Source organism: Candidatus Accumulibacter sp. ACC007 (assembly GCF_907163205.1).
Taxonomy (GTDB): Bacteria; Pseudomonadota; Gammaproteobacteria; order Burkholderiales; family Rhodocyclaceae; genus Accumulibacter; species Accumulibacter regalis.
Genome location: NZ_CAJQUD010000001.1, coordinates 1,826,296 through 1,851,677, shown reverse-complemented (window position 1 = coordinate 1,851,677; position 25,382 = coordinate 1,826,296). Strand labels below are relative to the sequence as shown.

Below are 25,382 nucleotides of genomic sequence, written 5' to 3'. Positions count from 1 at the left end.
GCTCTCGCCTGGGGCGCTTAGATGAGCGACGCCTGGCTGTATGCTTCGGCGTCGCTGGGCCTTCTGGTGATCGTTCTGCAGGTCGCGCTGCTGTTGCGTGCGGCAACCGCGCGCGAGCTGATGGGCGTGCGTTTTCGCGACCTGCAAGGCGGCCTGGAGCGACTCGAACGTGAGTTGCGCCAGGAGCTGTCGCTGGGGCGGCAGGAGGCGGCCAGTACGGCGCGTGGCGATCGCGAGGAGCAGTCTCAATCGCTGAACCGCGTCTCACAAATGCTGGTCGGGCAGTTGGCCCAGCTCGGCCGGCTGCAGGCGCAGCAGCTCGAATCCTTTGCACAGCAGCTGGCGCGTCTGACGAACAGTAACGAGCAGCGCTTCGAGCAGCTGCGCCTGGCACTGGAAGCCCGTCTCGGGGCAATGCAGGCCGACAACGCCAGCAAGCTCGAAGAGATGCGCCGTACGGTCGATGAAAAACTGCACGCGACCCTTGAGCAACGCCTTGGCGAATCGTTCAAGCTGGTCAGCGATCGCCTCGAGCAGGTGCACAAGGGGCTCGGCGAAATGCAGACCCTGGCGGCCGGTGTCGGGGATCTGAAGAAGGTGCTGACCAACATCAAGACCCGCGGCAGCTGGGGTGAGGTGCAGCTGGAGGCCCTCCTGGACCAGTTGCTGAGCAGCGAGCAATACGCCAAGAATGTGGCGACGCGGCCGGAATCGTCGGAACGCGTCGAGTTTGCCATTCGTTTGCCGGGTCGCGCGATCGGTGATGACGAGCAACGGCCGGTGTGGTTGCCGATCGACGCAAAATTCCCGCTCGAGGATTATCAGCGCTTGCTGGAGGCGCAGGAACGGGCCGATCCGGTGGCGTCGGAAACGGCGACCCGGGCGCTGGAACTTCGTCTGCGCGACGAAGCGCGAAAAATTCACGACAAGTACGTCGAACCCCCGTACACCACCGACTTCGCCATCCTCTATCTGCCGACCGAAGGCCTCTATGCCGAAGCCTTGCGGCGACCGGGCCTGGTTGACAGCCTGCAGCGCGATCTGCGCATCTGCATCGCCGGGCCGACGACGCTGGCGGCACTGCTCAACAGCCTGCAGATGGGTTTCCGAACGCTGGCCATAGAGCGCCGGTCATCGGAGGTCTGGGCCGTCCTCGGCGCCATCAAGACCGAGTTCGGCAAGTTCGGCGAGATCCTCGAGGCGACGCACAGGAAACTCGAACAGGCCAGCCGGAGCATCGAAGCGGCCGGCGTGCGGACCCGGCAGATCGAACGTAAGCTGCGCGGCGTCGAAGCACTGCCGGCGAGCGACGTGCGCTTGCGGATGGGCGACCTTGAAGACCTCGGCGGAGAAGGCGAAGACGGATGAGCAGAGCCGGGATGGAGGCTGCATTCCTGGCGACGACCTATCGGGTGGAGACTCCCGAGAGCACCTTCGACTTGCGGATTGGGGTGGTGAGCGCCGGCTTCGATGAATTTCTGCGCCGTCAGTCGGTGTCGCTGGGAAAGCCTGCCGCCGCCGGGCCCGCGCGAACCGCGATCGGCTGGGGCATCGTGACCGCGTATAACCCCGGCGAGCGGCTCTCGGACCATCAGAACGAGATTCGTCAGCGCCGCTTGCACGAGCGACTCACCGCTTTGGCCGGCGCTTGCTTCGCGGCCCGCAACCTTGCCGATGCTGATGCAGACTGGCCGGTGGAACCAAGCTATCTCGTTCTGCCCGTCGATGAACAGCTGCTTGCCGCGCTTGGCCGCGAATTCTGCCAACTCGCTGTCGTCTATGGAGAAACGGGATTGGCACCGCGCTTGCTGTGGCTTTGAGCAGAAACTTCTGTGCCGGCTGTGACTTTTGCGGCACTGGTCGCCAAAGAGCGACGCCTAGAATGATTTATTTGGCCAGCGAGAGAAGCCGGTGAGCAAGCAGGTGGGACGTTTCGAGCTGATTCGTGAGCTGGGTCGAGGCGCACAAAGCGTCGTTTACCTGGCGCGCGATCCACATCTGCAGCGGCAGGTGGCAATCAAGACGCTGCACTTCGCCCGTTCCGACCCACTGCAGAAGCAGCAATTGCTTGCCGAGGCGCGCATGGTCAGCCAGTTGCGCCACCCGAGCATCGTGCCGATCTTCGAGGCCGCCGAGGAGCAGGGCGATCTCTATCTCGTCTTCCAGCACGTTCCCGGTCGAAATCTCGCCGAACACCTGCAGCTCAGTGGTCGCCTGCCGGCGGAAAAGGCGATCGCCATCATGCAGGCGGTTCTCGATGCCGTGGCACACGCCCATGCGGCGGGGATCATTCATCGTGATCTCAAGCCAAGCAACATTCTGATCGACGACGATGGGGTGCCGCGGGTCATGGACTTCGGCATTGCCAGCCGCGCCGAGGGCCTGGCCGGCGACGGGGCACCGCTGTCGGGCACGCCAGCGTACATGGCGCCCGAGTACATTGCGCAGCGGACGAGCAATGAAAGGACCGACGTTTTCTCGGCCGGGTTGGTGTTCTATGAATTGCTCAGCGGCCAGCGCGCGGTACCGGGCAGCAACATCGACGAGGTGATGAAGCGGATCACGAGCACCGACATCACGCTGCCAGCGGAACTGAACAGCGCACTCGACGAGCGGCTGGTGGCGCTGCTCTACCGCGCGCTGGCTCGCGACCCGGAGGGCCGCTATGCGACGGCGGCGCAGATGCGTGCGGCCCTTGACGACTATCTCGCACCGGAAAGGCCGGTGCCGGGGGCGGATGCGCGGCAGAGCACGATCGAATTCCTGCTCCGGCGGATGCGCCACAAGAGCGACTTCCCGGCGCTGTCGGAGTCGGTCGGGGCGATCAACCGGATCACGGCTTCGGAAAATCAGAACCTCGCCGAGCTGTCGAACACCATCCTCAAGGATTTCTCGCTGACCAACAAGATCCTGCGCATGGTGAACTCGGTGCATTACCACCAGGCGGGTGGCGGCAGCATCAGCACCGTGTCACGTGCGATCGTCGTTCTCGGCCTCGACGCGGTACGCAGCATTGCCATAACGGTGATGCTCTTCGAGCACCTGCAGAACAAGGACAACACCAACCAACTCAAGGAAGAATTCCTGCGCGCCAATCTGGCCGGCGTTCTCGCCCGGGACATCGGTGGCAAGAGCATGGCGCGCGGCGACGTCGAACAGGCCTTTATCTGCTCGCTGTTTCACAACCTGGGTCGCCTGTTGAGCCAGTACTATTTTCCGGAAGAAAGCGCCGAGATTCGGCGCCTGTCGCAGCAGAAAGACTGCGCCGACGATCTGGCGGCACAGCAGGTCCTCGGTCTGTCGTTTGAAGACCTCGGCGTGGGCATTGCGCAGAGCTGGGGTTTCCCGCGGCTGATCGTCAACAGCATGCGCAAACTGCCGCCGGGGAGTGTTCGCCGCCCGGCGAACATGGACGATCGCCTGCGCGTGCTGGCGGCATTGTCCAACGACCTGTGCAGTATGGTTGCCGACGCCGGAGTCGAACAGCAGGCGAAGGAGCTGCGTCGGATCGTCGCCCGCTTCGGCGAGGTGATCGACCTCGACGAGCAGGATCTGCAGAGAACTCTGCGCAAATCCTTCGAGCACGTGTCGCAGTTTGCCGGCGTCTTGCGCCTTAATCTGCAGCAGACGAATTTCGGCAAGCAGATCAGGGCCTGGGGCGGCGCAGCGGGCGGGCGAGCCCTTGCCGTCGACCTTCCGACTCAGGAGGACGGTCTCGCGGGTACGGTGCTTTCCGATGTCGCCGCGGAGGGTCTGGCCGGCGATGAGCCGGCGGCCGACGGCGCCAGGTCAACTGCCACCGGCGCGCCGGTGAGCAGCGAAGTCATTCTGATGGCCGGGATTCAGGACGTCAGCAACGCCCTGATCAGTGACTTCAAGCTCAATGACGTGCTGCGCATCATCCTGGAAACGATCTACCGGGCGAAGGGCTTCAAGAACGTCATCCTGTGCGTCCGCGACGGGCGCAGCAACGCCATGCTCGGGCGTTTCGGTTTTGGTCCGGAGGCTCCGGAGATTGCCAGACGGTTCAGGTTTTCGCTGGTGTTCAGCGCCGACATATTCCACGCGGCCCTGGCCAACGGGGCGGATATCCTGATCAGCGACACTCGTGATGCGAAGATAGCGCCACGTATCCCGGCGTGGTTTCGCCGGGCGGTGACTGCCGAAACCTTCGTCGTCTTCCCGCTCTGCGTGCGCGGCAACGCGGTGGCCATGATCTACGCCGATCGCCAGCGGGCCGGGGAGATTGTCATCGCCAAGGCCGAGTTGTCCTTGCTGCGAACGTTGCGCAATCAGGCCGTACTGGCCATCAAGCAGTCAATCTGAACGGGGTGCGGCGGTGCTGCGAGTGGCCATGGCTTACCAGAGCTTCCACCACGGTTCCGGGCGATTGAGGCCGCGCACGTAGTATTCGCTGTTCGGGTAGTTCTTGCGCATTACGCGCTCGGCATCGTCGCGCAGATCGTTGAGGCCGAGGGCGTCGTAGGCCTTGACCATGATGAACAGCGCTTCTTCGCTCGACGGCGTGTCGGGATAGTTGATCATCGCGAACTGCGCTCGATTCGCGGCTGCCAGATAGGCGCCACGTTTCATGTAATAGCGTCCCACGTGCAGTTCGAGCTGTGCCAGAGCGTTGACCAGGTACTTCATGCGCAGCAGCGCATCGGGCGTGTACTTGCTGGCCGGAAAGCGGGTGACCAGTTCTTTGAAGGAATCGAAGGACTCACGTGCCCCCTTGGGGTCGCGCTCGGTCATGTCCTGATTGCTGATCGAACCGAGCAGACCCAGGTCTTCGTTGAAGTTGATCAGGCCGCGCAGGTAATACACGTAGTCGACATTCGGGTTGTTCGGATGCAGCTTTATGAAGCGGTCGCAGGCCGCGATCGCCGACGCTGGTTCGAGATCCTTCCAGTAGGCGTAGGCAATGTCGATCTGCGCCTGCTGAGCATAGCGGCCGTAGGGGTAACGCGCCTCGAGCTTCTCGAAGTACTTGATGGCCTTGGTGTAGGAGCCTTCGTTGAGCGCATCCTTCGCTTCCGAATAGAGCTTGTTGGCCGACCAGCCGACGGTCTCATCCTTGGTGTCCGGAAGGAGCCCGCAGCCAGCGACCAGAGAGGCGACGAAAAGCGCTGCGATAACCGCTAAACTACGCATGATGAAAAACCCACAGAAGAAAGAAGCACTGGCGGAGGCGTCAACCCCGAAAGGCGAGCTTGCGGATTATAGCGCAAACCCGCGAATTGGCCTGAGCGTACCCGGTGATTGCAGCGGCCAGCGTGTCGACCAGATTCTTGCACGGCTGCTCGCGCAGCATTCGCGCAGCCGCCTGCAGAACTGGATACGTGAGGGCAGGGTGACGGTTGGCGGTATGCGCGTCGTCGAGCCTCGGCAAAAACTGTGGGCTGGCGAAATCGTCGAGGTTGCCGCAGCACCTGACGAGCGAGCCGAATCGTCGGCCCCGGAGGATATCCCCTTGCAGGTAGTGTACGAGGACGAGTGCCTGATCGTCCTCGACAAACCGGTCGGATTGGTGGTTCATCCGGGCAACGGCAACTGGAGCGGAACTTTGCTCAATGGCCTGTTGCACCACGCTCCACAGCTCGACAAGGTGCCGCGGGCGGGTATCGTGCATCGGCTGGACAAGGATACCAGCGGCCTGATGGTGGTCGCCAAGACGCTCGAGGCGCAGACCGATCTGGTCAGGCAGCTGCAGGCAAGGTCAGTAAAGCGCTGCTACCAGGCGCTGGTGCGGGGCATCGTCGAGGGTGCGGGCAGTGTCGACGCGCCGATCGGCCGGCATCCAACGCTGCGCACGAGCATGGCGGTCGTGCGCACCGGCAAACCGGCACGTACGCACTACCGCGTTCTCGAGCAGTTTCTCGCCTGCACGCTGGTCGAGTGCGCGCTGGAAACGGGCCGAACGCACCAGATTCGCGTGCATATGACGTCAATTGGACATCCGCTGGTCGGCGACCCGACCTACGGCGGGGGAGCCAGCCGTGTGCCGCGCGCTGCAGAATTTCCGCGCCAGGCGCTGCACGCCTGTCGTTTGTCGCTACGTCATCCGGGGACCGGCAAGGCGATGCTCTGGCGCTCCGCCTTGCCTGACGACATGGCGACTCTGATCGAGAACGTGCGGCTGGAGGCATTCGCTGCACGCGCGGGTGAAGGTGGCGACGACGAGGAACTGGAAGACGACTGGGATGATGACGGCGACGGTCCGGAAGTCATCGTCATCGGCGGTGACAATGAAGACGATTCCGACGACGAGGATCTGGGTGAGCAGTAGGGACTGGCAGCTTCCCGACTGGCCGGCGCCGACGCGGGTGCGCAGCCTGATCACCGGGCGCGAGGGTGGAGTGAGCGTTGCGCCGTACGACAGTCTCAACCTTGCTGCCCACGTGGGTGACGATCCGCTCGCCGTTGCCGAGAACCGCCTTCGCCTCGCCGGCCATCTGCCGGCGTCGCCTTGCTGGCTGGAGCAGGTGCACGGCACGACGCTGGTTGACGCTGCCGGCGTTGGTCGGGCGGAGGTGCCGGTGGCCGACGGGGCGTTCTCGCGCGTTCCCGGCGTCGTCTGTGCAGTAATGACCGCCGACTGTCTACCGGTCTTGCTCTGCGATCAGTCAGGCAGCGTGGTGGCTGCGGTGCATGCGGGTTGGCGCGGCCTGCAGGCGGGCATACTGGAACGTGCGGTGGCGGCCATGGCGGTGCCCGGAGAGCGGCTTCTGGTCTTTCTCGGGCCGGCCATCGGCGCGCAGGCCTTCGAGGTCGGCAACGAGGTACGCAGTGCGTTCGTCGCCGTACACCAGGAGGCGGCTGCGGCATTCCTGCCGGCGCCTCAGTCGCCTTCGCCGGACGAAGGCGTTGCCGCGGCGAGCGAGCTAGGGGGGGGGCAGCCGGCGGGAAAATGGCTGGCCGACATCTACCTGTTGGCCCGGCAAGGTCTGCGGCGCGCGGGCGTCAATGCCGTCTTCGGCGGCAGCGGCTGTACGCTGCGTGAAGCGAAGCGCTACTTTTCCTATCGGCGAGACCGTGCGACCGGGCGGATGGCGTCACTGATCTGGCTGGCCGACGATTAGTCAGCGATCGTGCGGCGGGCCTTTGGCGCTGCCGCCGCTGGCCTCGCTGGCGTCACTGGCCATTCGAGCGGCGCGGCGACGGCGCGTTGGACCGCCGAAAAGCCACACCAGCAGTGCCGTCGGCAGAATGCCGTAGAAAGTCAGGCTCAGTAGCCCGGCGACGACGCTGCTTTCGGTCAGTGCCATGAGCACGGTGACGTAGAGCCAGCCGATCACGATGATGTACATGACGGCATTATAGGGGGCCTGCGAGGCAAAGAGGACGGCGAAGGGTCGAGCAATTGACAGCGTCGATGCTGCAATGCAGAATCGACGACGGTCTTGAGGCTGGCGTTGGCATCACGACCATCTTCCTGATTTCGCTGCCGGGCCGGCGACGCACGAGAGTCGCAGCGTTGGCGTCGAGGGCCGGTCGGTTATCGCCGCCAAGCGCGCTCTGTGCGTGCGTTTTCCGTACGGTCCAGTCGGGCGTTGAGCGCGAATTGACCAACTTCAACGCCCTGGGCCTCGTCAACGAGGGGGCGTCGTGGGAGAATGCCGGCTGACGTTTGCGTCGGCGGCTCGGGAAGGTCTGGAAAATGGCCGCTCGCGAGCTGTTGTCGGCCCCGGATCGAAGGGCTCTCGGCCAACCGCGGTGGAATCCCCGCCTGGGTCGGTCAGCAGATGTTGTAATCGTGGTGGTGGATTGCCGCCAGTTGTTTCATTCGTCAACAGGAAAGGAAGAGTTATGACGCAACGTGTTGCTTTGGTTACAGGGGCCATGGGTGGACTTGGTACCGCTATCTGCCAGGAGTTGGCCAAGGCCGGTCACAAGGTGGTTGCTGCCTACCATCCGGAGTTCGACAAGCCGGACGAGTGGAACAAGGCCATGGCCGAGGCCGGTTTCACCGACTTCATCTGTGTTGCCGGTGACGTCTCGGACTTCGAGTCTTGCGTAGCCATGGTCGCCGAGGCGGAAGCCAAGGCAGGGCCGGTCGACATTCTGGTCAACAACGCCGGCATTACCCGCGACAAGATGTTTGCCCGGATGGAAGTGGCGCAGTGGAATGCGGTCATTGCCACCAACCTGAATAGCCTGTTCAACATGACCAAACAGGTTTCGGCCAAGATGGCCGAGCGGGGCTGGGGGCGGATCATCAACATCTCGTCGGTCAACGGGCTGCGCGGTCAGGCTGGCCAGACCAACTACTCGGCTGCAAAAGCGGGTGTGATCGGCTTCAGCAAGGCACTTGCCGCCGAACTGGCCGCCAAGAATGTGACCGTGAACGTCATCTGCCCGGGTTACGTGGCGACGCAGATGGTCATGGCCATCAAGCCGGAGATCCTGCAGACCATCGTCGATGGGGTGCCCATGAAACGTCTGTGCAAGCCGGAAGAGATTGGCGGCGCCTGCGTCTATCTCGCATCGGAACTTGCTGGCTTCATGACCGGCTCCACGCTGAACATCAGCGGTGGTCTGTACTACCAGTAAGCACATTTCCTGGTTTCATGCCATCACGACAGGCCCCGATAGGGGCCTGTTTTTTTTTGCTGGGGTATAATTGTGTTGCACCGCACCACAGAGCGCTGGATAGCGCTTGTCGAGTCATCTGCACATGGAGGAAGCGTCGTCATGCCCGAGCAGCTGCGACTGATCAAGAAATACCCGAACCGTCGCCTTTACGATACCAAGACCAGCGCCTACATCACCTTGACTGATGTAAAGGATCTTGTCCTGGCTCGCGAAACCTTCAACGTTGTGGACGCCAAGACCGGCGAAGACATCTCCCGCGCGATCCTGCTGCAGATCATTCTTGAAGAGGAGGCGTCAGGCGTGCCGCTGTTTACAGCCGATCTGCTGGCGCAAATGATCCGCTTTTACGGTCACGCGATGCAGGGCATGCTCGGCAAGTACCTGGAGACGAACATCAAGTCATTCGTCGATTTCCAGAAGAAGTTGCAGGAGCAGTCGCAATCCCTTTATGGGGAAACCAATAGCCAGATGCAGAACGACATGTGGTCGCAGTTCATGAATTTTCAGGGACCGGCGATGCAGACGATGATGAGCACCTATATGGAGCAAAGCAGAAAGATGCTCCATCAGATGCAGGATCAGCTGAAAACGCAGACCCGGACGCTGTTCAACGGCATCCCGCTGCCCGGTTTTCCTGCCGATTCCTCCAAGCAGCCGCACGACTCCGAGAAGTAAAGGGGTCGTTTCGTGTCGTGGAAGGGCTCACCGCGCAACCGGCGGTGACGAAAAATCGCGCCTGGCTACTGTTGTTGCCGTAGCCAGGCGCGATTTCGTGAGCAGGGTGCTTCTGCTAGCGCAAGATCGAGATAAAGACCGCGGCGATGATCGCCGAGGTTATCACGCCGCTGATACTGGCTCCCAGTGCCTGCGGCATGACGATAGCTCCCGGGTTTGCTGCGGTAGCAACCTTCTGGACGATCTTGGCGGTGGTTGGCACGCAACTCACGCCAGCAATTCCGACGATCGGGTTGAACTTGCCGCCGGTCCAGAAGTACAGGATGTAACCGCCCAGCAGGCCACCAAGCGCAGAGACCCCGAGAGCCAGCATGCCCAGAAGCAGGAGCTTCAAGACCGTTGGGTCGAGCAGCGTGTTGGCCTCGCAAAGAACGCCGAGGGTCAGGCCGAGGAAGAAGGTGGCCCCGTAAAGGAAGGTTTCGCCGAGCAGTTTGGCGAAGTTCTCGAGGCCGCTTTCGCGAACGGCAACACCAACGAAGAGAGAGAAGAACAAAGGCGCAGCCACCGGGAAGAGCAGGCACAGAAGGGTGCAGGCGACGACCGCAAAGATCAGCTTCTGCGACCGGCTGATCCTCGGTCCCTGGTCGCTGATCATGCTGATGCCGCGGATGTGCTTCGGTACCAGCCACTTGATCATGTACGGATAGACACCGTAGGTCAGGCCGAGGTAGAGATAGCCAACGACGGTGATCGACACGAAAAGATGCTTGGCAAGAACCAGCGAGGTGAACAGCACCATCGGTCCGTCGGCGCCGCCGATGGTGGCGACGGAAGCCGCTTCGGGTTCGGTGAGGCCGAGGGCAATGGCAAACGGGAAGACAACGAAGGTTCCGAGTTCAGCGAACAGGGCTATGAACATGCTCTGGAACGGGCGTGCCATGACGTAACCGACGTCGAGAAGAACGCCGATACCCATGAACACCAGACAGGCGATCAGGCCGTTGCTGAAGGTGAGCGTGTATATCGGCTGCAGCCAGTCGATTTGCAGAATGTTGATCAGCTGGAGCGGGTCGGTGATCAAGGGATCGACGAAGAGCGTTCCCGGTTTGCCCCCTTCGAGGAACATGACCGCCGCGTTTACCGAGGACATGCCCATGCCCATCGGGATCATCAGCAGTGGTTCCAGGACGTTCCTTGAGCCCAGATAGATGAGCAGGAAGCCCAGCAGCATCAGGAAGATGCGTCCCATCATGATCTGCGGCTCGGCGGCCACCAGAGTGGCGATACCCTGGAACAGATCGAGAAAATTTATGCTTTCCATGCGCTTCAGTCCTCGCACCTGGCCGCAGCACCCATCCATCGGCGCATCGGCTTGAAAACCGACTCGCGGACTGGTTGATGGGTGCCGGGTTTCGGCTGATATCCGCTCACGCGATTGTCAACAGGGGCTGTCCGCCCTCGACGGGATCTCCGGCGGCGACCAGAACTCGGGTAACCTGGCCGGCGCGGGTAGCGATCACCGGGGTTTTCATCTTCATCGCCTCCATGACTATCAGGCGATCGCCAACGGCCACGGCCTGACCGACCTTGACGTTGACTTCGACGACGGTACCACCCATTCCGGCAACGACATCGCCGTCGCCGGCAGGAGCGCCGGCGGCTGCGGCGGGCGCGGCGGCAGCCGCCGAAGGTGCGCTACCCCCGGCCCGGGGTGCGGCGGCAGCCGCGGTCGCCGGTGCTGCTGATGGTGCCGGTTGGCCGGCAGTGAGTTCCAGTACGCTGACGTCGTATTCGCGTCCGTTGACCGTGACCTTGAATTGTCTGGGCATGTTGTGCTCCTGTTAGCGGTTGCTTCGGCCGGGAGCATGCCCCGGCGTATGAGATGAATGTTGGGCGGCGCGACCGCCGACTGCCCAGCCGTGACTGGGTTGCGAAATGTGCAGTATGCGGTGCGGGCCGATGGCCGCGAAGATCGCCGCCGACAAGGCGGCGACATCCTCATCCGGAACGCCGAGGAGCACTGGGCAAACACTTCCGGTCGGAACTTCGACCGCTGGGCGTTTTTCCATCCTGGCGGTCACGAGTACCAGCACCTTGATCAACACGGCCACGACCAACGACACCACAATGGCGATGCCGTAGACCTGTAGCGATTTGATGATGGCTGCTGTGATCATGGGGTCTTTTCCTTCCGTCGCCGGTTACATGGGGATGTTGCCGTGTTTCTTGGTCGGCCTGAGTTCACGCTTGTCGAGTACCTTGCGCAGGGCCAGGGCAACCATCCAGCGCGTATCCTGTGGCTCGATGACGTCGGTGATATAGAAGTTGCTGGCCGACACGTACGGTGAGGCAAACTTCTCACGGTACTCCTGCGCCATTTCGGCGGCTTTCGCCGATTGATCTTCGGCCGCCGCGATTTCCTTGCGATAGAGAATCTTGACCGCCGCTTCCGCGCCCATGACCGCGATCTCGGCCGTTGGCCAGGCGAAGACCATGTCCGCGCCCATTTCCTGGCTGCACATGGCGAGATACGAGCCACCGTAGGCCTTGCGCAGGATGACCGTGATCTTTGGTGTGGTGCACGAGCCGTAGGCAAAAAGCATCTTCGCGCCGTGGCGAATGATGCCGCCGCGCTCCTGTTCGACGCCGGGCAGGAAGCCGGGAACGTCGACCAGCGTGACGACCGGCACGTTGAACACGTTGCAGGTGCGAACGAAGCGCGCCACCTTGTCGGCGGCATTGAGGTCGAGGGCGCCGGCCATGACCATTGGCTGGTTGGCGATCAGCCCGACGACCACGCCGCTGATGCGCGCAAAGCCGACGATGATGTTGCGGGCGAAGCCGGCATGGACTTCCAGCAGCTCGCCGTTGTCGACCAGTCGACGAATGACGGCGTACATGTCGAGTGGCTCCGACGGGCTGTCCGGGATGCAGTCGTTGATGCCCGGGTCTTCCATCTCCTCGATCGGCACCGTCAGGTCGTGCGGTGGGTCCTCGGTGTTGTTGGACGGCAGGTACGAGAGCAACTGCTTGACCACGCCGATGGCGTGCTGGTCGTCTTCGGCGATGAAATGAGCGTTGCCACTGATCGTGGCGTGCATTTCGGCACCGCCGACTTCGGCCATCGTCGTTGCGCGCCCGGTCACCGCCTTGATCACCTGCGGACCGGTCAGGAACATGTGCGCGTTCTCGCGCGTCATGATCACGAAGTCCATCAGCGCCGGCGAGTACGCCGCGCCGCCGGCGCAGGGGCCACAGATCACCGCGATCTGCGGCACGACGCCGGAAAGCAGGACGTTGGAGTAGAAGACGTCACCGTAGCCGGAAAGCGCGTCGACGCCTTCCTGAATACGTGCGCCGCCCGAATCCTTGAAGGCCACGACCGGCACGCCATTTCTCAGCGCGTGGCGCATGGTGCGGTTGATTTTTCTGGCCTGCATCTTGCCAAGCGTCCCGGCGACGACGCTGAAATCCTGGCTGAAAGCGGCGACCTGCATCGCGCCGACGTAGCCGGTGCCGCAGACGACGCCGTCGGCGGGCAGCGTCTTCGTTGCCATGCCGAAGTTGGTGGCACTGTGCGAGGCGTGCAGACCGAGTTCCTGGAATGTTCCCTCGACAAAGAGGGTGCCGAGGCGTTCGCGAGCCGACAGCAAGCCCTTGGCGTGCAGCTCTTCCAACTTCTCGGGGCTGACATTCTCAGTCAGCTGTGTGCGCTTGGTGCGCAGCTTATCGATTAATTCCGGTCGTATCGTCATCTGGAATCCTAACGGGTGGCTAAGTTTGAACTAACTCGCAGCAGCGGGGCTGGCGACTTTCCGGCAGCGTAGTATCCACACTTTTGTGAGTGCTGGCTAGTGTTTTGAAAATCATTCGCAGGCAGATCAGCCACGGAGAATCTGCCTCTGCGGGGGCGGAGGATCGTCGGTTTTGGAGCGTGTGCGGTGACTGGCAGAGAGCCTCGATTGGCGTCATCTTCCGGCGCCATGGCAGATCGTCGGAGGAGAACGACGACGCGATGATCGCTCGCTGTGCGGCGCAAGCGGGGGCGCAGTGGGCGTACAATGCGCCGTGGCTGGCTTCGCGTTACAGAGCGGGTGCGCAACCGGGCCGACGAGCAAGGGAATGGCGCGGCGCAGAAACAGGAAATGGCGCGGCGCAGAAACAAAAAAAGCCCTGACTAATCAGAGCTTTCGTTGTTTTCGTCTGGTGCCCAAGAGAGGAATCGAACCTCCACGGTGTTGCCACCACTAGGACCTGAACCTAGCGCGTCTACCAATTTCGCCACCTGGGCATTTCCAGAGAGGCCGAATTCTATAGGAACAAGAGCAAATGTCAATAAGCAAACTGTCGGCGATTCGCCGTGCCGACCCCTTTCTTGAGCGCGAGCTGAAGACCTATGAACAACCCTTGCCGTCGCGCGAATACATCCTGCAGATTCTCGAGGAGCAGGGCAAGCCGGTCAGCTTCGACGCGCTGTGCGCCTTGCTCGACATCCGCGCCCACGAACTGGAACTCCTGCAGCGCCGCTTGCGGGCAATGGAGCGTGAGGCGCAGTTGCTGCGTAACCGCAAGGGCTCATTCATTCTGCCCGAACGCGCCAGTCTGATTGCCGGGCGTATCGAGGGCCACCCGGATGGCTATGGCTTTCTGGTTCCCGACGATGCCGGCGAGGACCTGTTTCTCGAAGCCAGGCAGATGTCGAAAGTGCTGCACGGCGACCGTGCTCTGGTGCGTGTCGTCGGCGTCGATCGTCGCGGGCGTCGCGAAGGCGTGATCGTCGAAGTTCTTGAGCGGGCGAACAGCAGAGTCGTCGGCCGCGTGCTGGTCGAGCATGGCATTACGCTGGTGGTTCCGGAGAATCGGCGCATCAACCAGGACATACTGGTGACGCCGGATAGCCGGAGCGCTGTGCGTTCGGGCGAAGTGGTGACCGTCGAAATCATCGAACAACCCGATCGCCATTCGAAGCCGATCGGACGCATTGTCGAAGTGCTCGGCAACTACGCCGATCCGGGCATGGAGATAGAAATCGCCTTGCGCAAGCACGAGTTGCCATTCGAGTTCTCCAGCAGCGCCCTGGCAGAGGCGGCGCAGCTACCCGAGCGGCTCGGGCCGTCGGACGCCGAAGGAAGGAAGGATCTGCGCGCGCTGCCCCTGCTGACCATCGATGGTGAGACGGCCAGGGACTTCGACGACGCCGTTTTCGCCGAGCGGAAAGGGGCGGGTTGGCGCCTGGTCGTGGCCATCGCCGACGTCAGCCACTATGTTCGGCCGGGAAGGGCCCTCGATCGTGAGGCGAGCGAGCGTGGAAATTCGGTCTATTTTCCGCGCCGGGTGATTCCGATGCTGCCGGAAAAACTCTCCAATGGCCTGTGTTCGCTGAACCCCGACGTCGATCGTCTGGCGATGGTCTGCGACATGGAAATCGACGGCAGCGGCGCGGTCACCGATTACACCTTCCATGAAGCCATTTTCCGCTCGCACGCGCGTTTGACCTATGACCAGGTCTGGAGCTGGCTGGCAGGGACCGCGCAGCCTGAAAGCGACGTTCATCGGCGCCTGCAGCCACAGCTGCAGGCGCTCTACGCCCTGTTCAAGGTCTTGAGTGAAGCGCGCGGCAAACGCGGCGCCATCGATTTCGAGACCATCGAGACGATGATGCTGTTCAACGAGCAGGGCAAGATCGAGAGCATCGTTCCCGTTCACCGCAACGACGCGCACCGCGTCATCGAGGAGTGCATGCTGGCGGCGAACGTCTGCGCCTCTGGATTTCTGCAGGCCAAGCGGCAGCCGTGCCTGTACCGCATTCACGAAGGGCCGACGCCGGAGAAACTCGGCGCCTTGCGCAATTTCCTCAAGGAATTCGCCATCGGTCTTGGTGGCGGTGACGATCCGAGCGCCAGCGATTATGCCGAACTGCTGGAGAGCATCAAGGATCGCCCGGATGCACAGTTGCTGCAGACGGTGATGCTGCGCTCACTGCGTCAGGCCCAGTACAGCCCGGACAATGTCGGCCACTTCGGGCTTTCCTACGAGCATTACACGCATTTCACCTCACCGATACGGCGCTATCCGGACCTCCTGGTGCATCGTTCGATCAAGGCCGCGCTCGCCGGCACGACTTACGCACCCGGCAAGTGGGCCGAGATCGGAATGCACTGTTCGCAGACCGAGCGGCGCGCCGACGAGGCGACACGCGATGTCACCAACTGGCTCAAGTGTTACTACATGCGCGACCGCATCGGCGAGGCCTTTGCCGGAACGATTGCCGCGGTCGTGCCTTTCGGCGTGTTTGTCGCGCTCGACGAGGTCTATGTCGAGGGACTGGTGCATGTTTCGGAGCTTGGCGAAGACTACTTCCAGTACGACAGCATCAGGCATCAGATGCTTGGCGAGCGCAGCGGGAAACGTTATCGCCTCGGTGACCGCCTGCAGGTGAAACTGGTCAAGGCCGATCTCGAAACCGGGCGCATCGACTTCGTGCTGGCCGACGGCTAGCTGGCTGGCATTGCGCAGGCTGGCCGTCGCACGAGGGTTGATGGTGCTGTTTTCGGCAAGCGGATTTATCGCCCGATGAATAAGGCTCCTACGCGTGGTCAGGTGGATGGCAGGATGCCCACGGACCTCCCTGCAGGAGCCCGATTGTTCGCAGTAACAGCAGTAAGTCTGGCGGGTTGAAGTCCGTCCGGGGAGCTGTCCGTACGCCCCGGTAATGTGGCCAAATCTCACAGTCGTCCCTACGTCTCCGACGACAACCCCTTCTCGGAGGCGCAGTTCAAAACCTTGAAGTACCGCCCGGACTTCCCCGAGCGCTTCGGTAGCATCGAGGAGGCCCGCGCTCACTGCCAGCGCTTCTTCCAGTTGTACAACGAACAGCATCGCCATTCCGGCATCGGCTTCATGACCCCGACCGCGGTCCACCATGGCCAGGCCGCACAGTTGTTCGAGCAACGCGCCGACACCCTGAACACCGACTTCGCTGCTCACCCGAGGCGATTCAAGGGCCACTGCCCGCAACCTCCAACGCTGCCCAGCGCCGCCTGGATCAACCCACCCACGCAGGAGAACTCGCCGACGAAAACACCCGATCCACTCTCACTAAATTAGTGTGCATCGGTGTCTCAAAGTCCTTGACACGTTCCGGTTGCGGTGGATGAACATCTGGATCAGGTGGTCTTCTATGAGAGCCGGCTCCCCGGCCTGGGCGCGGACTACCTTGCCGAAGTGTCGAATTCGAAGCGGTGATGGCGCAGATCTGCACTACCCCCACCCGCTATCGACTCACCGACACGCCTGACATTCGCCAAGCCGAACTGCAGCGGTTTCCTTTCCATGTAATCTATCGCGTCGAACCAGCCCGGATTGTCGTCCTGGCCATCGCACACCAGTGCCGCCGACCGACCTATTGGGTGGGACCACTGTGGGTCGTAGCCAGGCAGGCATGTTCGCGCTCCGGCGCCCGTGGCCCGCGAGCTCGTCCGCACCGGCCAAGCGCATCCCCTTGACTTGAATGTCGATATGCCTACACTGGTCGATATGTTTTCGGCCGAGCAGGCTTTTTTCTCTTGCGGGCAGGCGAGATGCGTGATTACGGACAGGCGATTCCGCGCGACTGGCAAGCGATGTCCAGGGTCTTTTCAGCGCTTGGCGACGAGCATCGACAGCGCATTCTCCTGCTCTTCGAGCCCGGAGAACGACTCAACGTCGGCCAGATCGCCGAAGTGTCGACGCTCGCCCGGTCGACCGTTTCACATCATCTGAAGACCTTGCGCGACGCTGACGTGCTGCACTCGGAGAAGCTCGGCAAGGAAGTCTATTTCTGGATCAACAAGGCGTATTTCCAGGAATGCCTGGGCAAGGTCCTCGACTACCTGCGCGAATCTGCATGAGCCGGCGTCACCCTTCGGGTAGCGCGATGAGTCCCCGCCGTCGCCGCTTCCTGGTCGGCGGTCTGGCGGTCGCTGGCGTCGGCCTGTCGGCAGTCGTCGCGCGCAACTCGTCGACGCTGTTCAACGCCTGCCATGCGCAGCTGCCGCCAGCGACCGCCAGGCACGAGTTGATCGAAGCGGCCTGGGCGGGAATCGACCCGGCGCGCTTTCTCGATGCTCACGTGCACCTGGTGGGTACCGGCGATTCGGGCAGCGGTATCGAGGTCAACCCGCAGATGGACAGCCTCTTTCATCCGCTGCAGTACGCGCAGCGCCTGTTCTACCTCAACGCGGGTTGTGTGCATGACGCGCCGGGACGGATCGACGACAGCTACGTCGAGCGCATGCAGAACCTGGTCGACGGCCTGCGACCGGGAGCGCGCCTGCTGCTTTTCGCTTTTGATCGCTTTCACGACGAGCAGGGGCGTGCCGACCCGGCGCGCAGCTCCTTCTACACGCCGAACGCCTACGCGCAGGTGGTTGCCGAACGCCATCCAGGAAGCTTCGCGTGGGCGGCGTCGATTCATCCCTATCGTGTCGACTGCGTCGACGCGTTGGCGGCCGTCGTGAAGGGCGGCGCGCTGGCCGTGAAATGGCTGCCACCGGCGATGGGTATCGATCCCTCGTCGCCGCGCTGCGACCGCTTCTACGCCGCGCTCGCCGCGCACGACCTGCCGCTGATCAGCCACGCCGGGGAGGAGAAAGCCGTGCACGGCGGTGGTCAGCAGGCCTTCGGCAACCCGCTGCTGCTGCGGCGGGCGATGGACCACGGCGTGCGGGTGGTGGTTGCCCATTGCGCTTCGATCGGTGACGCCGTCGACCTCGATCAGGGCGCGAACGGACCGCTGCGCTCGTGCTTCGCGCTCTTTGCGCGGCTCATGGCCGAAGCGCGCTACGAAAAACTGCTCTTCGCCGACATCTCGGCGCTGACCCTGCGCAACCGCGGCGCCGAGATCGTACGCGCGGTGATAGAGCGCAGCGAATGGCATCCGCGCTTGCTGAACGGTTCCGACTACCCCTTGCCCGGGATCGTGCCGCTGGTTGCGCCGGGCGAGTTCGCCGAGCGCGGCATGTTGCCGCTGTCGGCAGTGGCGGTGCTGGAGGCGATTAGGCAGCATAATCCGCTGCTCTTTGATTTTGTTCTCAAGCGACAGTTGTCGGCGGCTGGGCGGCGTTTGCCAGCGTCAATCTTCGAGACGCGCGCCTTCTTTGAAAGGAAGACTGCATGAGTTCCCAGTTCGGTCTGCTCAAGACCCGTCGCTTCGCGCCTTTTTTCGGCACCCAGTTTCTCGGCGCCTTCAATGACAACCTGTACAAGAACGCGCTGGTCGTGTTGCTTACTTTCCAGGCTGCCAGCTGGACGACGCTGACCCCGGAGGTGCTGGCCAACCTGGCCGCCGGCCTCTTCATCCTGCCCTTCTTCCTGTTCTCGGCGACCGCCGGGCAGTTGGCCGACAAGTACGACAAGGCTCGCCTGGCGCGGCTGACCAAGCTGCTCGAAATCGTCATCATGGCTTTCGCACTGCTGGGGTTCATGATGCACAGCCTGGAAGTCCTGCTCCTGGCGCTGTTCCTGCTCGGTCTTCAGTCGGCCCTGTTCGGCCCGGTCAAGTACGCCATCCTGCCGCAACACCTGCACGAGAACGAACTGGTCGGCGGTAACGCACTCGTCGAGTCCGGGACTTTCGTCGCCATTCTCATCGGCACCATCGCCGGCGGGCTGCTCGCCGGAGCGGCGGGCCAGCCGACCTGGGTCGCCTACGCCGGGTTGTTGGTCGCCGTGGTCGGCTACCTGTGCAGTTGGGGAATTCCGGCGGCGCCGGCGCCGGCACCGGACCTGGTGGTCGGCCTCAATCCCTTCTCTGAAACCTGGCGCAACATCGGTCTCGCCCGCGAAAACCGCACTGTCTTTCTGTCGATTCTCGGTATCTCGTGGTTCTGGCTGTACGGTGCGCTGTTCCTGGCGCAGTTTCCGGTTTATTCGAAGAGTGTCCTTGGTGGTGACGAGACGACAGTGACCCTTCTGCTGTCGGTGTTCACCGTCGGCATCGGTCTTGGCTCGCTGCTCTGCGATCGGCTCTCGGCCGGGCACGTCGAGATTGGCCTGGTGCCTTTCGGTTCCATCGGGCTGACCCTCTTCGGCATCGACCTGGCGTTCGCCTCGCCCGCCGCGCTGCCTGCTGGCGCGCCGCTGGCACTCGCCGCCATCCTCGCCATGCACGAGACCTGGCGGGTGCTCTTCGACCTTTTCGCACTCGGGGTGTTCGGCGGATTTTTCATCGTCCCGCTGTATGCGCTGATCCAGTTGCGCAGCGCGCCGGAACAGCGGGCACGAATCATCGCCGCCAACAACATTCTCAACGCGCTGTTCATGGTCTGCGGCGCGCTGGTGGCTGCCGGGCTGCTCGGCAACGGTATCTCGATCCCGGTCCTGTTCGCCATTGCGGCACTGTGCAATGCGGCAGTGGCGGTCTACATCTACAGCCTGGTACCCGAGTTCATGTTGCGCTTCATCGCCTGGCTGTTGATCCACTCCGTGTACCGCCTGGAGCAGAAAGGGCTGCAGAACATCCCCCAGGAAGGGCCGGCGGTGCTGGTCTGCAACCACGTCAGCTTCGTCGATCCAATCGTCATCGCCGCCGCCAGCCGCCGGCCGATCCGCTTCGTGATGGACCACCGCATCTATCGTATGCCGGTGATCAGCTTTGTCTTTCGCCACATGAACACCATCCCGATCGCTCCCGGGCGCGAAGATCCGCTGATGATGGAGGCGGCGTTCGAGGAAGTGGCGCGGGCGCTCGAGGAGGGCGAGCTGGTGGCCATCTTTCCGGAAGGGCGGATCACCGACAACGGCGACCTCTCTCCCTTCCGTCCGGGCGTGCAGCGGATCGTCGGACGTACGCCGGTGGCGGTGATTCCGATGGCGTTGCAAGGTCTGTGGGGCAGCTTCTTCAGTCGCCAGGGTGGCCCGGCGATGAGCAGGCCGCGGCGCCTGCTCGGCCTGTTCTCCAGAATCGCACTGAGCGTCGGCACCGCGGTCGAGCCCGCGGCGGCGACGCCCGAGCATTTGCATGAGGTTGTCGCCGGCCTGCGCGGTGACTGGCAGTGAGTCCGGGTCTTTCAACGGCGCGAGGAGAGCCGAGGCCGGCGGCTGGAGAGGGTGAGCAGACGAGTTAGAATGAACGCTATGCGATTTTCCGGCCCAGCGCTGCGCGAGCGGCTCGATCTCTACGAACGGCTGATGCGCCTCGACAAGCCGATCGGCATTCTGCTGCTCCTCTGGCCGACGCTGTGGGGATTGTGGCTGTCCGCCCTGGGCCGGCCGGACGGGCTGGTGGTGTGGATCTTCGTCCTTGGCACCGTGCTCATGCGTTCGGCAGGGTGCGTGATCAACGACCTCGCCGATCGCGATTTCGACCCGCATGTGGCACGCACCAGCCAGCGCCCGCTGGCCGCTGGCCAGGTATCGGTCAGGGAAGCCTTGCTCCTGTTCACCGCACTGGTCGCCTGTGCGGTCGTCGTCGTTCTGCCGCTGCGCAGCTGGCTGCTTGGCGCGCTCTGCGTCGCGGCGCTGTTTCTTGCCGCAAGCTACCCCTTCACCAAGCGCTTCCTGGCCATTCCGCAGGCCTACCTCGGCGTCGCCTTCGGTTTCGGCATCCCGATGGCCTATGCGGCACAGCTCGGGGCCGTACCTGCGGAAGCCTGGTGGCTGTTGCTGGCCAATGTCCTCTGGGCGATCGCCTACGACACCGAGTATGCGATGGTCGATCGTGTCGACGACCTGAAGATCGGCATCCGTACTTCGGCGATCACCTTCGGCCGCTTCGATGTTGCGGCGGTGATGCTTTGCTACGCGCTGGCGCTGGCGCTTATCGGCGCGGTCGGTTACGGCCTTGGCCTCGGTGTGTTTTTCTACGCCGGCCTGGTAGTGGCGGCGGCGATTGCCGGCTACCATTACACGCTGATCCGGGAACGTAGCCCGGCGCATTGCTTCAAGGCTTTCCTGCACAACAACTGGTTCGGAGCCAGTGTTTTTGCCGGCATTGCCGTCGATTTTCTGGCCTCGAAAGGGATTTCCGGATGAAAGCTCCCCTGCTTTGCTCGCTCGCGCTGCTCGCGGCAACCGTGCACGCGGCCGACGGCGACGATACGCGGCAGCTGGCGTCCTTGCCGGCGGCTGCGGAATCGACTCTGCGTGCCGAGATGCGCGCCAACCTGCTGGCCCTGAACGAGATCCTTGGCCTGGTCTCGACCGGCAAGTTCAAGGAGGCGGGCCAGATCGCCGAGCAGGAGCTTGGCGTCTCGGCGATGGGCAAGCATCGCAGCCTGCCCTTCGAAGCCCGTCCCGGACCGCACATGCCGCCGGCGATGCACAGTATCGGCATGGACGGGCATCGCGCGGCCAGTGAATTTGCCCGCATCGCCGCCAGCGGCGATCGCGACAAGACCATCGCCGCGCTGCCGTCACTGACCAGCGGCTGCGTTGCCTGTCACTACGTGTATCGCCTGCGCTAGGTTTGGCCACCGCCGCCGCGGGCGGATGACGTCCTCTCCTGGTCGACGAGCCGCAGCGTCGGTGCCGCGTTACACGCGGTATGGAACATGAGAAATCCGGCGACGACATGCTTTCGAGCCGCTGTCCGGTTGGCTGAAGGTCGTGTGGGAAATGCGGCGCCACAGCAGCCCGCACGTCATTGCGAGGAGGCGTAGCCGACGTGGCAATCGAGAGGTCTTTTTTCTCGCCTGGCTGATGGGGCGCACAGGTCGTCAGAGAATGGCACTGGATTTCTGCGTCGGCTGCGCCTCCTCGCGATGACGGTGGCCGGGGAATGCCTGCCCGATTTGGCGACGCGGGGAGCGCTGTGGAACGGGTGAAAGCCTGCCGCCGAACGGCTTTCACGCTGCTGCCAGGGTCGCTGAAAGTCTCATCAGGAAGGCAGCACTACACGAGCGGGCAGCGGGGAACCAACCGATGATCTTGCACTTGACCAGGTTTGCCCGGCGAATACTTGTCGCCGTGGCCTACAGCGTTGGTGGGGCCGTTGTGATGCTGGCGGTCGTTGGCGTGGTCTACATGGAGGCTCGACCTGACCTCGACGTCTGGCACCTGGCGGGCCTCGACGAGGAGTTCACCGAGAACTCCGGAGTGGATAGCTTCGCCGCCTACCTGGCGCTCGAAGAACGCCTCTTCGCGCAATTGCACGCGCAGGTCTATGCCAAGGTGCCGGCGAGCGGGCGACGCTTGATCAACCGCTACGACGGCAACAGCTTGTCCGATCCGGAAAGCTGGTCGCCGAACTGGAACCGCAGTTTCGAGCTGACAGCGGCGACGCCGAAGGCCGGCGTCCTGCTGCTGCACGGCATGTCGGACTCGCCTTACAGCCTGCGTGCGCTTGGCGAGACGCTCAACGCGGCTGGCGCCACGGTCGTCGGGATGCGCCTGCCGGGACACGGAACGGCGCCGTCCGGTCTCGTAGAAATCACCTGGCAGGACATGGCGGCTGCAGTGCGCCTGGCGATGAGTCATCTCGCCACGCAGGTCGCCGAGCGACCGCTGTACATCGTCGGCTACTCGACCGGCGCCGCCCTGGCAGTGAACTACGCGCTGGCGACGCTCGATGACGGGGCGCTGCCGAAGGTCGCCAGGATGATCCTGCTGTCACCGGCGATCGGGGTCAGCGGCGCGGCGGCCTTCGCCGTCTGGCAGGGGCGGCTGGGTCACCTGCTGGGCCTCGAAAAACTCGCCTGGACCTCCATTCTGCCCGAGTACGATCCGTACAAATACGGCTCTTTCGCGGTGAACGCGGGCGACGTGGTCTACCGCCTGACGCTGCACATCCAGAATCGCCTGGACGAGCTTGGCAGCAGCGGCAAGCTCGCCACTTTCCCGCCAGTGTTGGCCTTTTCCTCGGTCGTCGACGCCACTGTCTCGACCCCGGCTCTGGTGCGCAACCTTTTCGACCGCCTGCCGCAGGGAGGCCACGAGCTGGTGTTGTTCGACATCAACCGCATGGCCGAAATGGAACCGATCATGACCTCGGATCCGACCGCCGCCGTGCAGGCTCTGCTGGACAATCCGCTGCGGCCCTTCGCGCTGAGCGTGGTGACCAACGAGAACGCCAGGAGCCGCAAGCTGGTGGTGCGCAGCGAGGGCCCCGGCGATGCGACACTCACCGAGACGCCGCTCGGCCTTGCCTGGCCGCCGGACATCTACTCGCTGGCACACGTTGCGCTGCCGTTTGCTCCCGACGATCCCATCTACGGCGGGCAGGCTCTGCGCACCGGGCGTAGCGTCCCTCTTGGCCAGCTCGCGCTGCGCGGCGAGCGCGGTGTGCTGCAGATCCCGGCGGCGGATATGCTGCGTCTGCGCTGGAACCCTTTCTTTCCCTACGTGGAAGCGCGGGCGCTGGCGTTCACTGGGCTTGGCGGGGAATAGCGGGGAATAGCGGGGAATAGCGGGGAATAGCGGCAGGCGGCGAGCGAAGCCGGTGGGCTGCGTGTGGCGGTCGCTGAAAGCCCGACGCTCGCGGCGTCGATCGGTCGGCCGTTGATCCGCGACGCGGCTATAATCAGCCGCAGGACGTCCCGGCAAGCGACCGGCTACACGCTTTGGCCCGGCCTTCAAGCAGGGCGTAACTCGATGGTCGCCATGGCGACTCTGCCGCCGGAACGCTGCCGGCCGGAAAGCTACCGATGAAATATCACGACCTGCGCGACTTCATCGCGCAACTTGAAGGAATTGGCGAACTCAAGCGTATCAGCGTCGAGGTCGACCCGCGCCTCGAAATGACCGAGATCTGCGACCGCGTGTTGCGTGCCGGGGGGCCGGCTCTGCTCTTCGAGAAGCCCAGGGGGCACAGCATACCGGTGCTGGCCAACCTCTTCGGGACGCCGCGACGGGTGGCGCTCGGGATGGGGCAGGAATCGGTTCTCGCGTTGCGCGAAGTCGGCAAACTGCTCGCCTACCTCAAGGAGCCCGAGCCGCCAAAAGGACTCAAGGACGCCTGGGACAAGTTGCCGGTGCTCAAGCAGGTTCTCAACATGGCGCCGCGGGTGCGCTCTTCCGCGCCGTGCCAGGAAGTGGTCTGGGAAGGCAAGGACGTCGATCTGTCGCGCCTGCCGATCCAGCTCTGCTGGCCGGGTGACGCCGCACCGCTGATCACCTGGGGGCTGACCGTGACGCGCGGGCCGCACAAGACGCGCCAGAACCTCGGCATCTATCGCCAGCAGGTGCTCGGGCCAAACAAGGTGATCATGCGCTGGCTGGCGCATCGTGGCGGCGCACTCGATTTTCGCGAACACCGCCTGCACAACCCCGGCCAGCCTTTTGCGGTGGCCGTGGCGCTGGGCGCCGACCCGGCAACCATTCTCGCGGCGGTGACGCCGGTCCCGGACAGCCTCTCCGAATATCAGTTTGCCGGTCTGCTGCGTGGCGCCAAGACCGAACTGGTGAAATGCCTGGGTTCGGATCTGCAGGTGCCGGCTTCCGCCGAGATCGTTCTCGAAGGCTTCATCGACCCGGCGGAAAGCGCGCTCGAAGGACCGTACGGCGACCATACCGGCTACTACAACGAAAAATCACTCTTCCCGGTGTTTACCATCGAGCGCATCAGCATGCGCCGCGAGCCGATCTACCACAGCACCTACACCGGCAAGCCACCCGACGAACCGGCGATGCTCGGCGTGGCGCTCAACGAAGTCTTCGTGCCGCTGTTGCAGAAGCAGTTTCCCGAGATCGTCGATTTCTACCTGCCGCCCGAGGGCTGCTCTTACCGCCTGGCGACGGTAAGCATCAGGAAGCAGTATCCGGGGCACGCCAAGCGGGTGATGTTCGGCATCTGGAGTTTCCTGCGCCAGTTCATGTACACCAAGTTCATCATCGTCGTCGACGACGACGTCGATATCCGCGAGTGGAAGGAAGTGATCTGGGCGATGACCACGCGTGTCGACGCGGCGCGCGACACCCTGATCGCCGAGAATACGCCGATCGACTACCTCGACTTCGCCAGTCCGGTCGCCGGTCTGGGCAGCAAGATGGGTCTCGATGCGACCAACAAATGGCCCGGCGAGACCAGTCGCGAGTGGGGAACACCGATCGTCATGGATGTCGCCGTGAAACAGCGCGTCGATGCCCGGTGGGCCGAACTGGGGTTGTGAGCGCGACTTGCCTGTCCGCGACCCATC

The 25,382-nt window shown here is 63.3% G+C and carries 21 protein-coding genes, 1 tRNA gene and 1 pseudogene; 16 read left to right on the top strand and 7 right to left on the bottom strand.

What is annotated here, in order from left to right; genetic code table 11:
- Positions 1-21 precede the first annotated feature (21 nt).
- From rmuC to QZ634_RS07955, 3 genes are all read left to right on the top strand, one after another.
- Positions 22-1,368: a DNA recombination protein RmuC gene (rmuC, locus tag QZ634_RS07965; RefSeq protein ID WP_291987062.1), complete on the top strand. Its 1,347-nt coding sequence runs from the start codon at positions 22-24 to the stop codon at positions 1,366-1,368.
- The gene (locus QZ634_RS07960; RefSeq protein ID WP_291987061.1) at positions 1,365-1,820 is read left to right on the top strand and encodes a DUF3293 domain-containing protein; all 456 of its coding nucleotides are present in this window, start codon (positions 1,365-1,367) and stop codon (positions 1,818-1,820) included. Before rmuC ends, QZ634_RS07960 begins: the two co-directional genes overlap by 4 nt.
- A 91-nt stretch (positions 1,821-1,911) precedes the next feature.
- On the top strand, positions 1,912-4,326 hold the full coding sequence (locus tag QZ634_RS07955) for a serine/threonine protein kinase (protein ID WP_291987060.1): 2,415 nt from the start codon (positions 1,912-1,914) through the stop codon (positions 4,324-4,326).
- Between the two features lie 33 nt (positions 4,327-4,359).
- Here QZ634_RS07955 and QZ634_RS07950 read toward each other — a convergent pair whose 3' ends face one another.
- The gene (locus QZ634_RS07950; protein ID WP_291987059.1) at positions 4,360-5,154 is read right to left on the bottom strand and encodes an outer membrane protein assembly factor BamD; all 795 of its coding nucleotides are present in this window, start codon (positions 5,152-5,154) and stop codon (positions 4,360-4,362) included.
- 1 nt (position 5,155) lies between these two features.
- On the opposite strand from QZ634_RS07950, the gene rluD reads away from it, so the two are divergent.
- Together rluD and pgeF are read left to right on the top strand one after the other, a co-directional pair.
- Positions 5,156-6,289, top strand: a complete 1,134-nt coding sequence (gene rluD / locus QZ634_RS07945; protein ID WP_291988084.1) for a 23S rRNA pseudouridine(1911/1915/1917) synthase RluD — start codon at positions 5,156-5,158, stop codon at positions 6,287-6,289.
- The gene (pgeF, locus tag QZ634_RS07940) at positions 6,249-7,082 is read left to right on the top strand and encodes a peptidoglycan editing factor PgeF (protein ID WP_291987057.1); all 834 of its coding nucleotides are present in this window, start codon (positions 6,249-6,251) and stop codon (positions 7,080-7,082) included. Before rluD ends, pgeF begins: the two co-directional genes overlap by 41 nt.
- Here pgeF and QZ634_RS07935 read toward each other — a convergent pair whose 3' ends face one another.
- Positions 7,083-7,310, bottom strand: coding sequence for a hypothetical protein (locus QZ634_RS07935; protein WP_291987055.1), 228 nt, complete (start codon positions 7,308-7,310; stop codon positions 7,083-7,085).
- A gap of 499 nt (positions 7,311-7,809) precedes the next feature.
- Here QZ634_RS07935 and phbB point away from each other — a divergent pair, with 499 nt between their 5' ends.
- Together phbB and phaR are read left to right on the top strand one after the other, a co-directional pair.
- Positions 7,810-8,553, top strand: coding sequence for an acetoacetyl-CoA reductase (phbB, locus tag QZ634_RS07930; protein ID WP_291987052.1), 744 nt, complete (start codon positions 7,810-7,812; stop codon positions 8,551-8,553).
- A gap of 141 nt (positions 8,554-8,694) precedes the next feature.
- The gene (phaR, locus tag QZ634_RS07925; RefSeq protein WP_291987050.1) at positions 8,695-9,270 is read left to right on the top strand and encodes a polyhydroxyalkanoate synthesis repressor PhaR; all 576 of its coding nucleotides are present in this window, start codon (positions 8,695-8,697) and stop codon (positions 9,268-9,270) included.
- A gap of 115 nt (positions 9,271-9,385) precedes the next feature.
- Here the strand turns inward: phaR and QZ634_RS07920 are convergent, their stop codons facing one another.
- From QZ634_RS07920 to QZ634_RS07900, 5 genes are all read right to left on the bottom strand, one after another.
- A complete protein-coding gene (locus QZ634_RS07920) occupies positions 9,386-10,591 on the bottom strand; it encodes a sodium ion-translocating decarboxylase subunit beta (protein ID WP_291987049.1) in 1,206 nt (401 codons plus the stop codon).
- Between the two features lie 106 nt (positions 10,592-10,697).
- A complete protein-coding gene (locus QZ634_RS07915; RefSeq protein WP_291987047.1) occupies positions 10,698-11,099 on the bottom strand; it encodes a biotin/lipoyl-containing protein in 402 nt (133 codons plus the stop codon).
- A 12-nt stretch (positions 11,100-11,111) separates the two neighbouring features.
- Positions 11,112-11,447: a hypothetical protein gene (locus QZ634_RS07910; RefSeq protein ID WP_291987045.1), complete on the bottom strand. Its 336-nt coding sequence runs from the start codon at positions 11,445-11,447 to the stop codon at positions 11,112-11,114.
- A 24-nt stretch (positions 11,448-11,471) separates the two neighbouring features.
- Positions 11,472-13,025: an acyl-CoA carboxylase subunit beta gene (locus QZ634_RS07905; protein WP_291987042.1), complete on the bottom strand. Its 1,554-nt coding sequence runs from the start codon at positions 13,023-13,025 to the stop codon at positions 11,472-11,474.
- A 449-nt stretch (positions 13,026-13,474) separates the two neighbouring features.
- A tRNA-Leu gene (locus QZ634_RS07900) sits at positions 13,475-13,561 on the bottom strand.
- Between the two features lie 38 nt (positions 13,562-13,599).
- Between QZ634_RS07900 and rnr the strand changes: the two genes are divergently transcribed.
- From rnr to ubiD, 9 genes and pseudogenes are all read left to right on the top strand, one after another.
- Positions 13,600-15,768: a ribonuclease R gene (gene rnr, locus QZ634_RS07895; protein WP_291987040.1), complete on the top strand. Its 2,169-nt coding sequence runs from the start codon at positions 13,600-13,602 to the stop codon at positions 15,766-15,768.
- A gap of 222 nt (positions 15,769-15,990) precedes the next feature.
- Positions 15,991-16,377: pseudogene (locus QZ634_RS07890) on the top strand (integrase core domain-containing protein); the annotation flags it as partial.
- A gap of 473 nt (positions 16,378-16,850) precedes the next feature.
- The gene (locus tag QZ634_RS07885) at positions 16,851-17,159 is read left to right on the top strand and encodes a metalloregulator ArsR/SmtB family transcription factor (RefSeq protein ID WP_291987038.1); all 309 of its coding nucleotides are present in this window, start codon (positions 16,851-16,853) and stop codon (positions 17,157-17,159) included.
- 26 nt (positions 17,160-17,185) lie between these two features.
- On the top strand, positions 17,186-18,427 hold the full coding sequence (locus QZ634_RS07880; RefSeq protein ID WP_291987036.1) for an amidohydrolase family protein: 1,242 nt from the start codon (positions 17,186-17,188) through the stop codon (positions 18,425-18,427).
- Complete coding sequence (locus QZ634_RS07875) at positions 18,424-20,307, top strand: MFS transporter (protein WP_291987034.1); 1,884 nt, start codon at positions 18,424-18,426, stop codon at positions 20,305-20,307. The genes QZ634_RS07880 and QZ634_RS07875 overlap by 4 nt, the downstream gene beginning before the upstream one ends.
- A 69-nt stretch (positions 20,308-20,376) precedes the next feature.
- A complete protein-coding gene (gene ubiA / locus QZ634_RS07870) occupies positions 20,377-21,282 on the top strand; it encodes a 4-hydroxybenzoate octaprenyltransferase (RefSeq protein ID WP_291987032.1) in 906 nt (301 codons plus the stop codon).
- Positions 21,279-21,713 carry a cytochrome C gene (locus QZ634_RS07865; RefSeq protein WP_291987030.1) on the top strand — a complete coding sequence of 145 codons (435 nt, stop codon included), beginning with the start codon at positions 21,279-21,281 and terminating at the stop codon, positions 21,711-21,713. The genes ubiA and QZ634_RS07865 overlap by 4 nt, the downstream gene beginning before the upstream one ends.
- 457 nt (positions 21,714-22,170) lie before the next feature.
- A complete protein-coding gene (locus tag QZ634_RS07860) occupies positions 22,171-23,634 on the top strand; it encodes an alpha/beta fold hydrolase (protein ID WP_291987028.1) in 1,464 nt (487 codons plus the stop codon).
- Positions 23,635-23,891: 257 nt separating this feature from the next.
- Positions 23,892-25,355, top strand: coding sequence for a 4-hydroxy-3-polyprenylbenzoate decarboxylase (gene ubiD, locus QZ634_RS07855; protein ID WP_291987026.1), 1,464 nt, complete (start codon positions 23,892-23,894; stop codon positions 25,353-25,355).
- Positions 25,356-25,382: the final 27 nt, after the last annotated feature.

What these genes read in the sequence shown, in the direction of transcription:
- rmuC (WP_291987062.1), top strand. Translation starts at nt 22, where the DNA reads ATGAGCGACGCCTGGCTGTATGCTTCGGCGTCGCTGGGCCTTCTGGTG.
- QZ634_RS07960 (WP_291987061.1), top strand. Translation starts at nt 1,365, where the DNA reads ATGAGCAGAGCCGGGATGGAGGCTGCATTCCTGGCGACGACCTATCGG.
- QZ634_RS07950 (WP_291987059.1), bottom strand. Translation starts at nt 5,154, where the DNA reads ATGCGTAGTTTAGCGGTTATCGCAGCGCTTTTCGTCGCCTCTCTGGTC.
- rluD (WP_291988084.1), top strand. Translation starts at nt 5,156, where the DNA reads ATGAAAAACCCACAGAAGAAAGAAGCACTGGCGGAGGCGTCAACCCCG.
- pgeF (WP_291987057.1), top strand. Translation starts at nt 6,249, where the DNA reads ATGAAGACGATTCCGACGACGAGGATCTGGGTGAGCAGTAGGGACTGG.
- QZ634_RS07935 (WP_291987055.1), bottom strand. Translation starts at nt 7,310, where the DNA reads ATGTACATCATCGTGATCGGCTGGCTCTACGTCACCGTGCTCATGGCA.
- phbB (WP_291987052.1), top strand. Translation starts at nt 7,810, where the DNA reads ATGACGCAACGTGTTGCTTTGGTTACAGGGGCCATGGGTGGACTTGGT.
- phaR (WP_291987050.1), top strand. Translation starts at nt 8,695, where the DNA reads ATGCCCGAGCAGCTGCGACTGATCAAGAAATACCCGAACCGTCGCCTT.
- QZ634_RS07920 (WP_291987049.1), bottom strand. Translation starts at nt 10,591, where the DNA reads ATGGAAAGCATAAATTTTCTCGATCTGTTCCAGGGTATCGCCACTCTG.
- QZ634_RS07915 (WP_291987047.1), bottom strand. Translation starts at nt 11,099, where the DNA reads ATGCCCAGACAATTCAAGGTCACGGTCAACGGACGCGAATACGACGTC.
- QZ634_RS07910 (WP_291987045.1), bottom strand. Translation starts at nt 11,447, where the DNA reads ATGATCACAGCAGCCATCATCAAATCGCTACAGGTCTACGGCATCGCC.
- QZ634_RS07905 (WP_291987042.1), bottom strand. Translation starts at nt 13,025, where the DNA reads ATGACGATACGACCGGAATTAATCGATAAGCTGCGCACCAAGCGCACA.
- rnr (WP_291987040.1), top strand. Translation starts at nt 13,600, where the DNA reads ATGTCAATAAGCAAACTGTCGGCGATTCGCCGTGCCGACCCCTTTCTT.
- QZ634_RS07885 (WP_291987038.1), top strand. Translation starts at nt 16,851, where the DNA reads ATGCGTGATTACGGACAGGCGATTCCGCGCGACTGGCAAGCGATGTCC.
- QZ634_RS07880 (WP_291987036.1), top strand. Translation starts at nt 17,186, where the DNA reads ATGAGTCCCCGCCGTCGCCGCTTCCTGGTCGGCGGTCTGGCGGTCGCT.
- QZ634_RS07875 (WP_291987034.1), top strand. Translation starts at nt 18,424, where the DNA reads ATGAGTTCCCAGTTCGGTCTGCTCAAGACCCGTCGCTTCGCGCCTTTT.
- ubiA (WP_291987032.1), top strand. Translation starts at nt 20,377, where the DNA reads ATGAACGCTATGCGATTTTCCGGCCCAGCGCTGCGCGAGCGGCTCGAT.
- QZ634_RS07865 (WP_291987030.1), top strand. Translation starts at nt 21,279, where the DNA reads ATGAAAGCTCCCCTGCTTTGCTCGCTCGCGCTGCTCGCGGCAACCGTG.
- QZ634_RS07860 (WP_291987028.1), top strand. Translation starts at nt 22,171, where the DNA reads ATGATCTTGCACTTGACCAGGTTTGCCCGGCGAATACTTGTCGCCGTG.
- ubiD (WP_291987026.1), top strand. Translation starts at nt 23,892, where the DNA reads ATGAAATATCACGACCTGCGCGACTTCATCGCGCAACTTGAAGGAATT.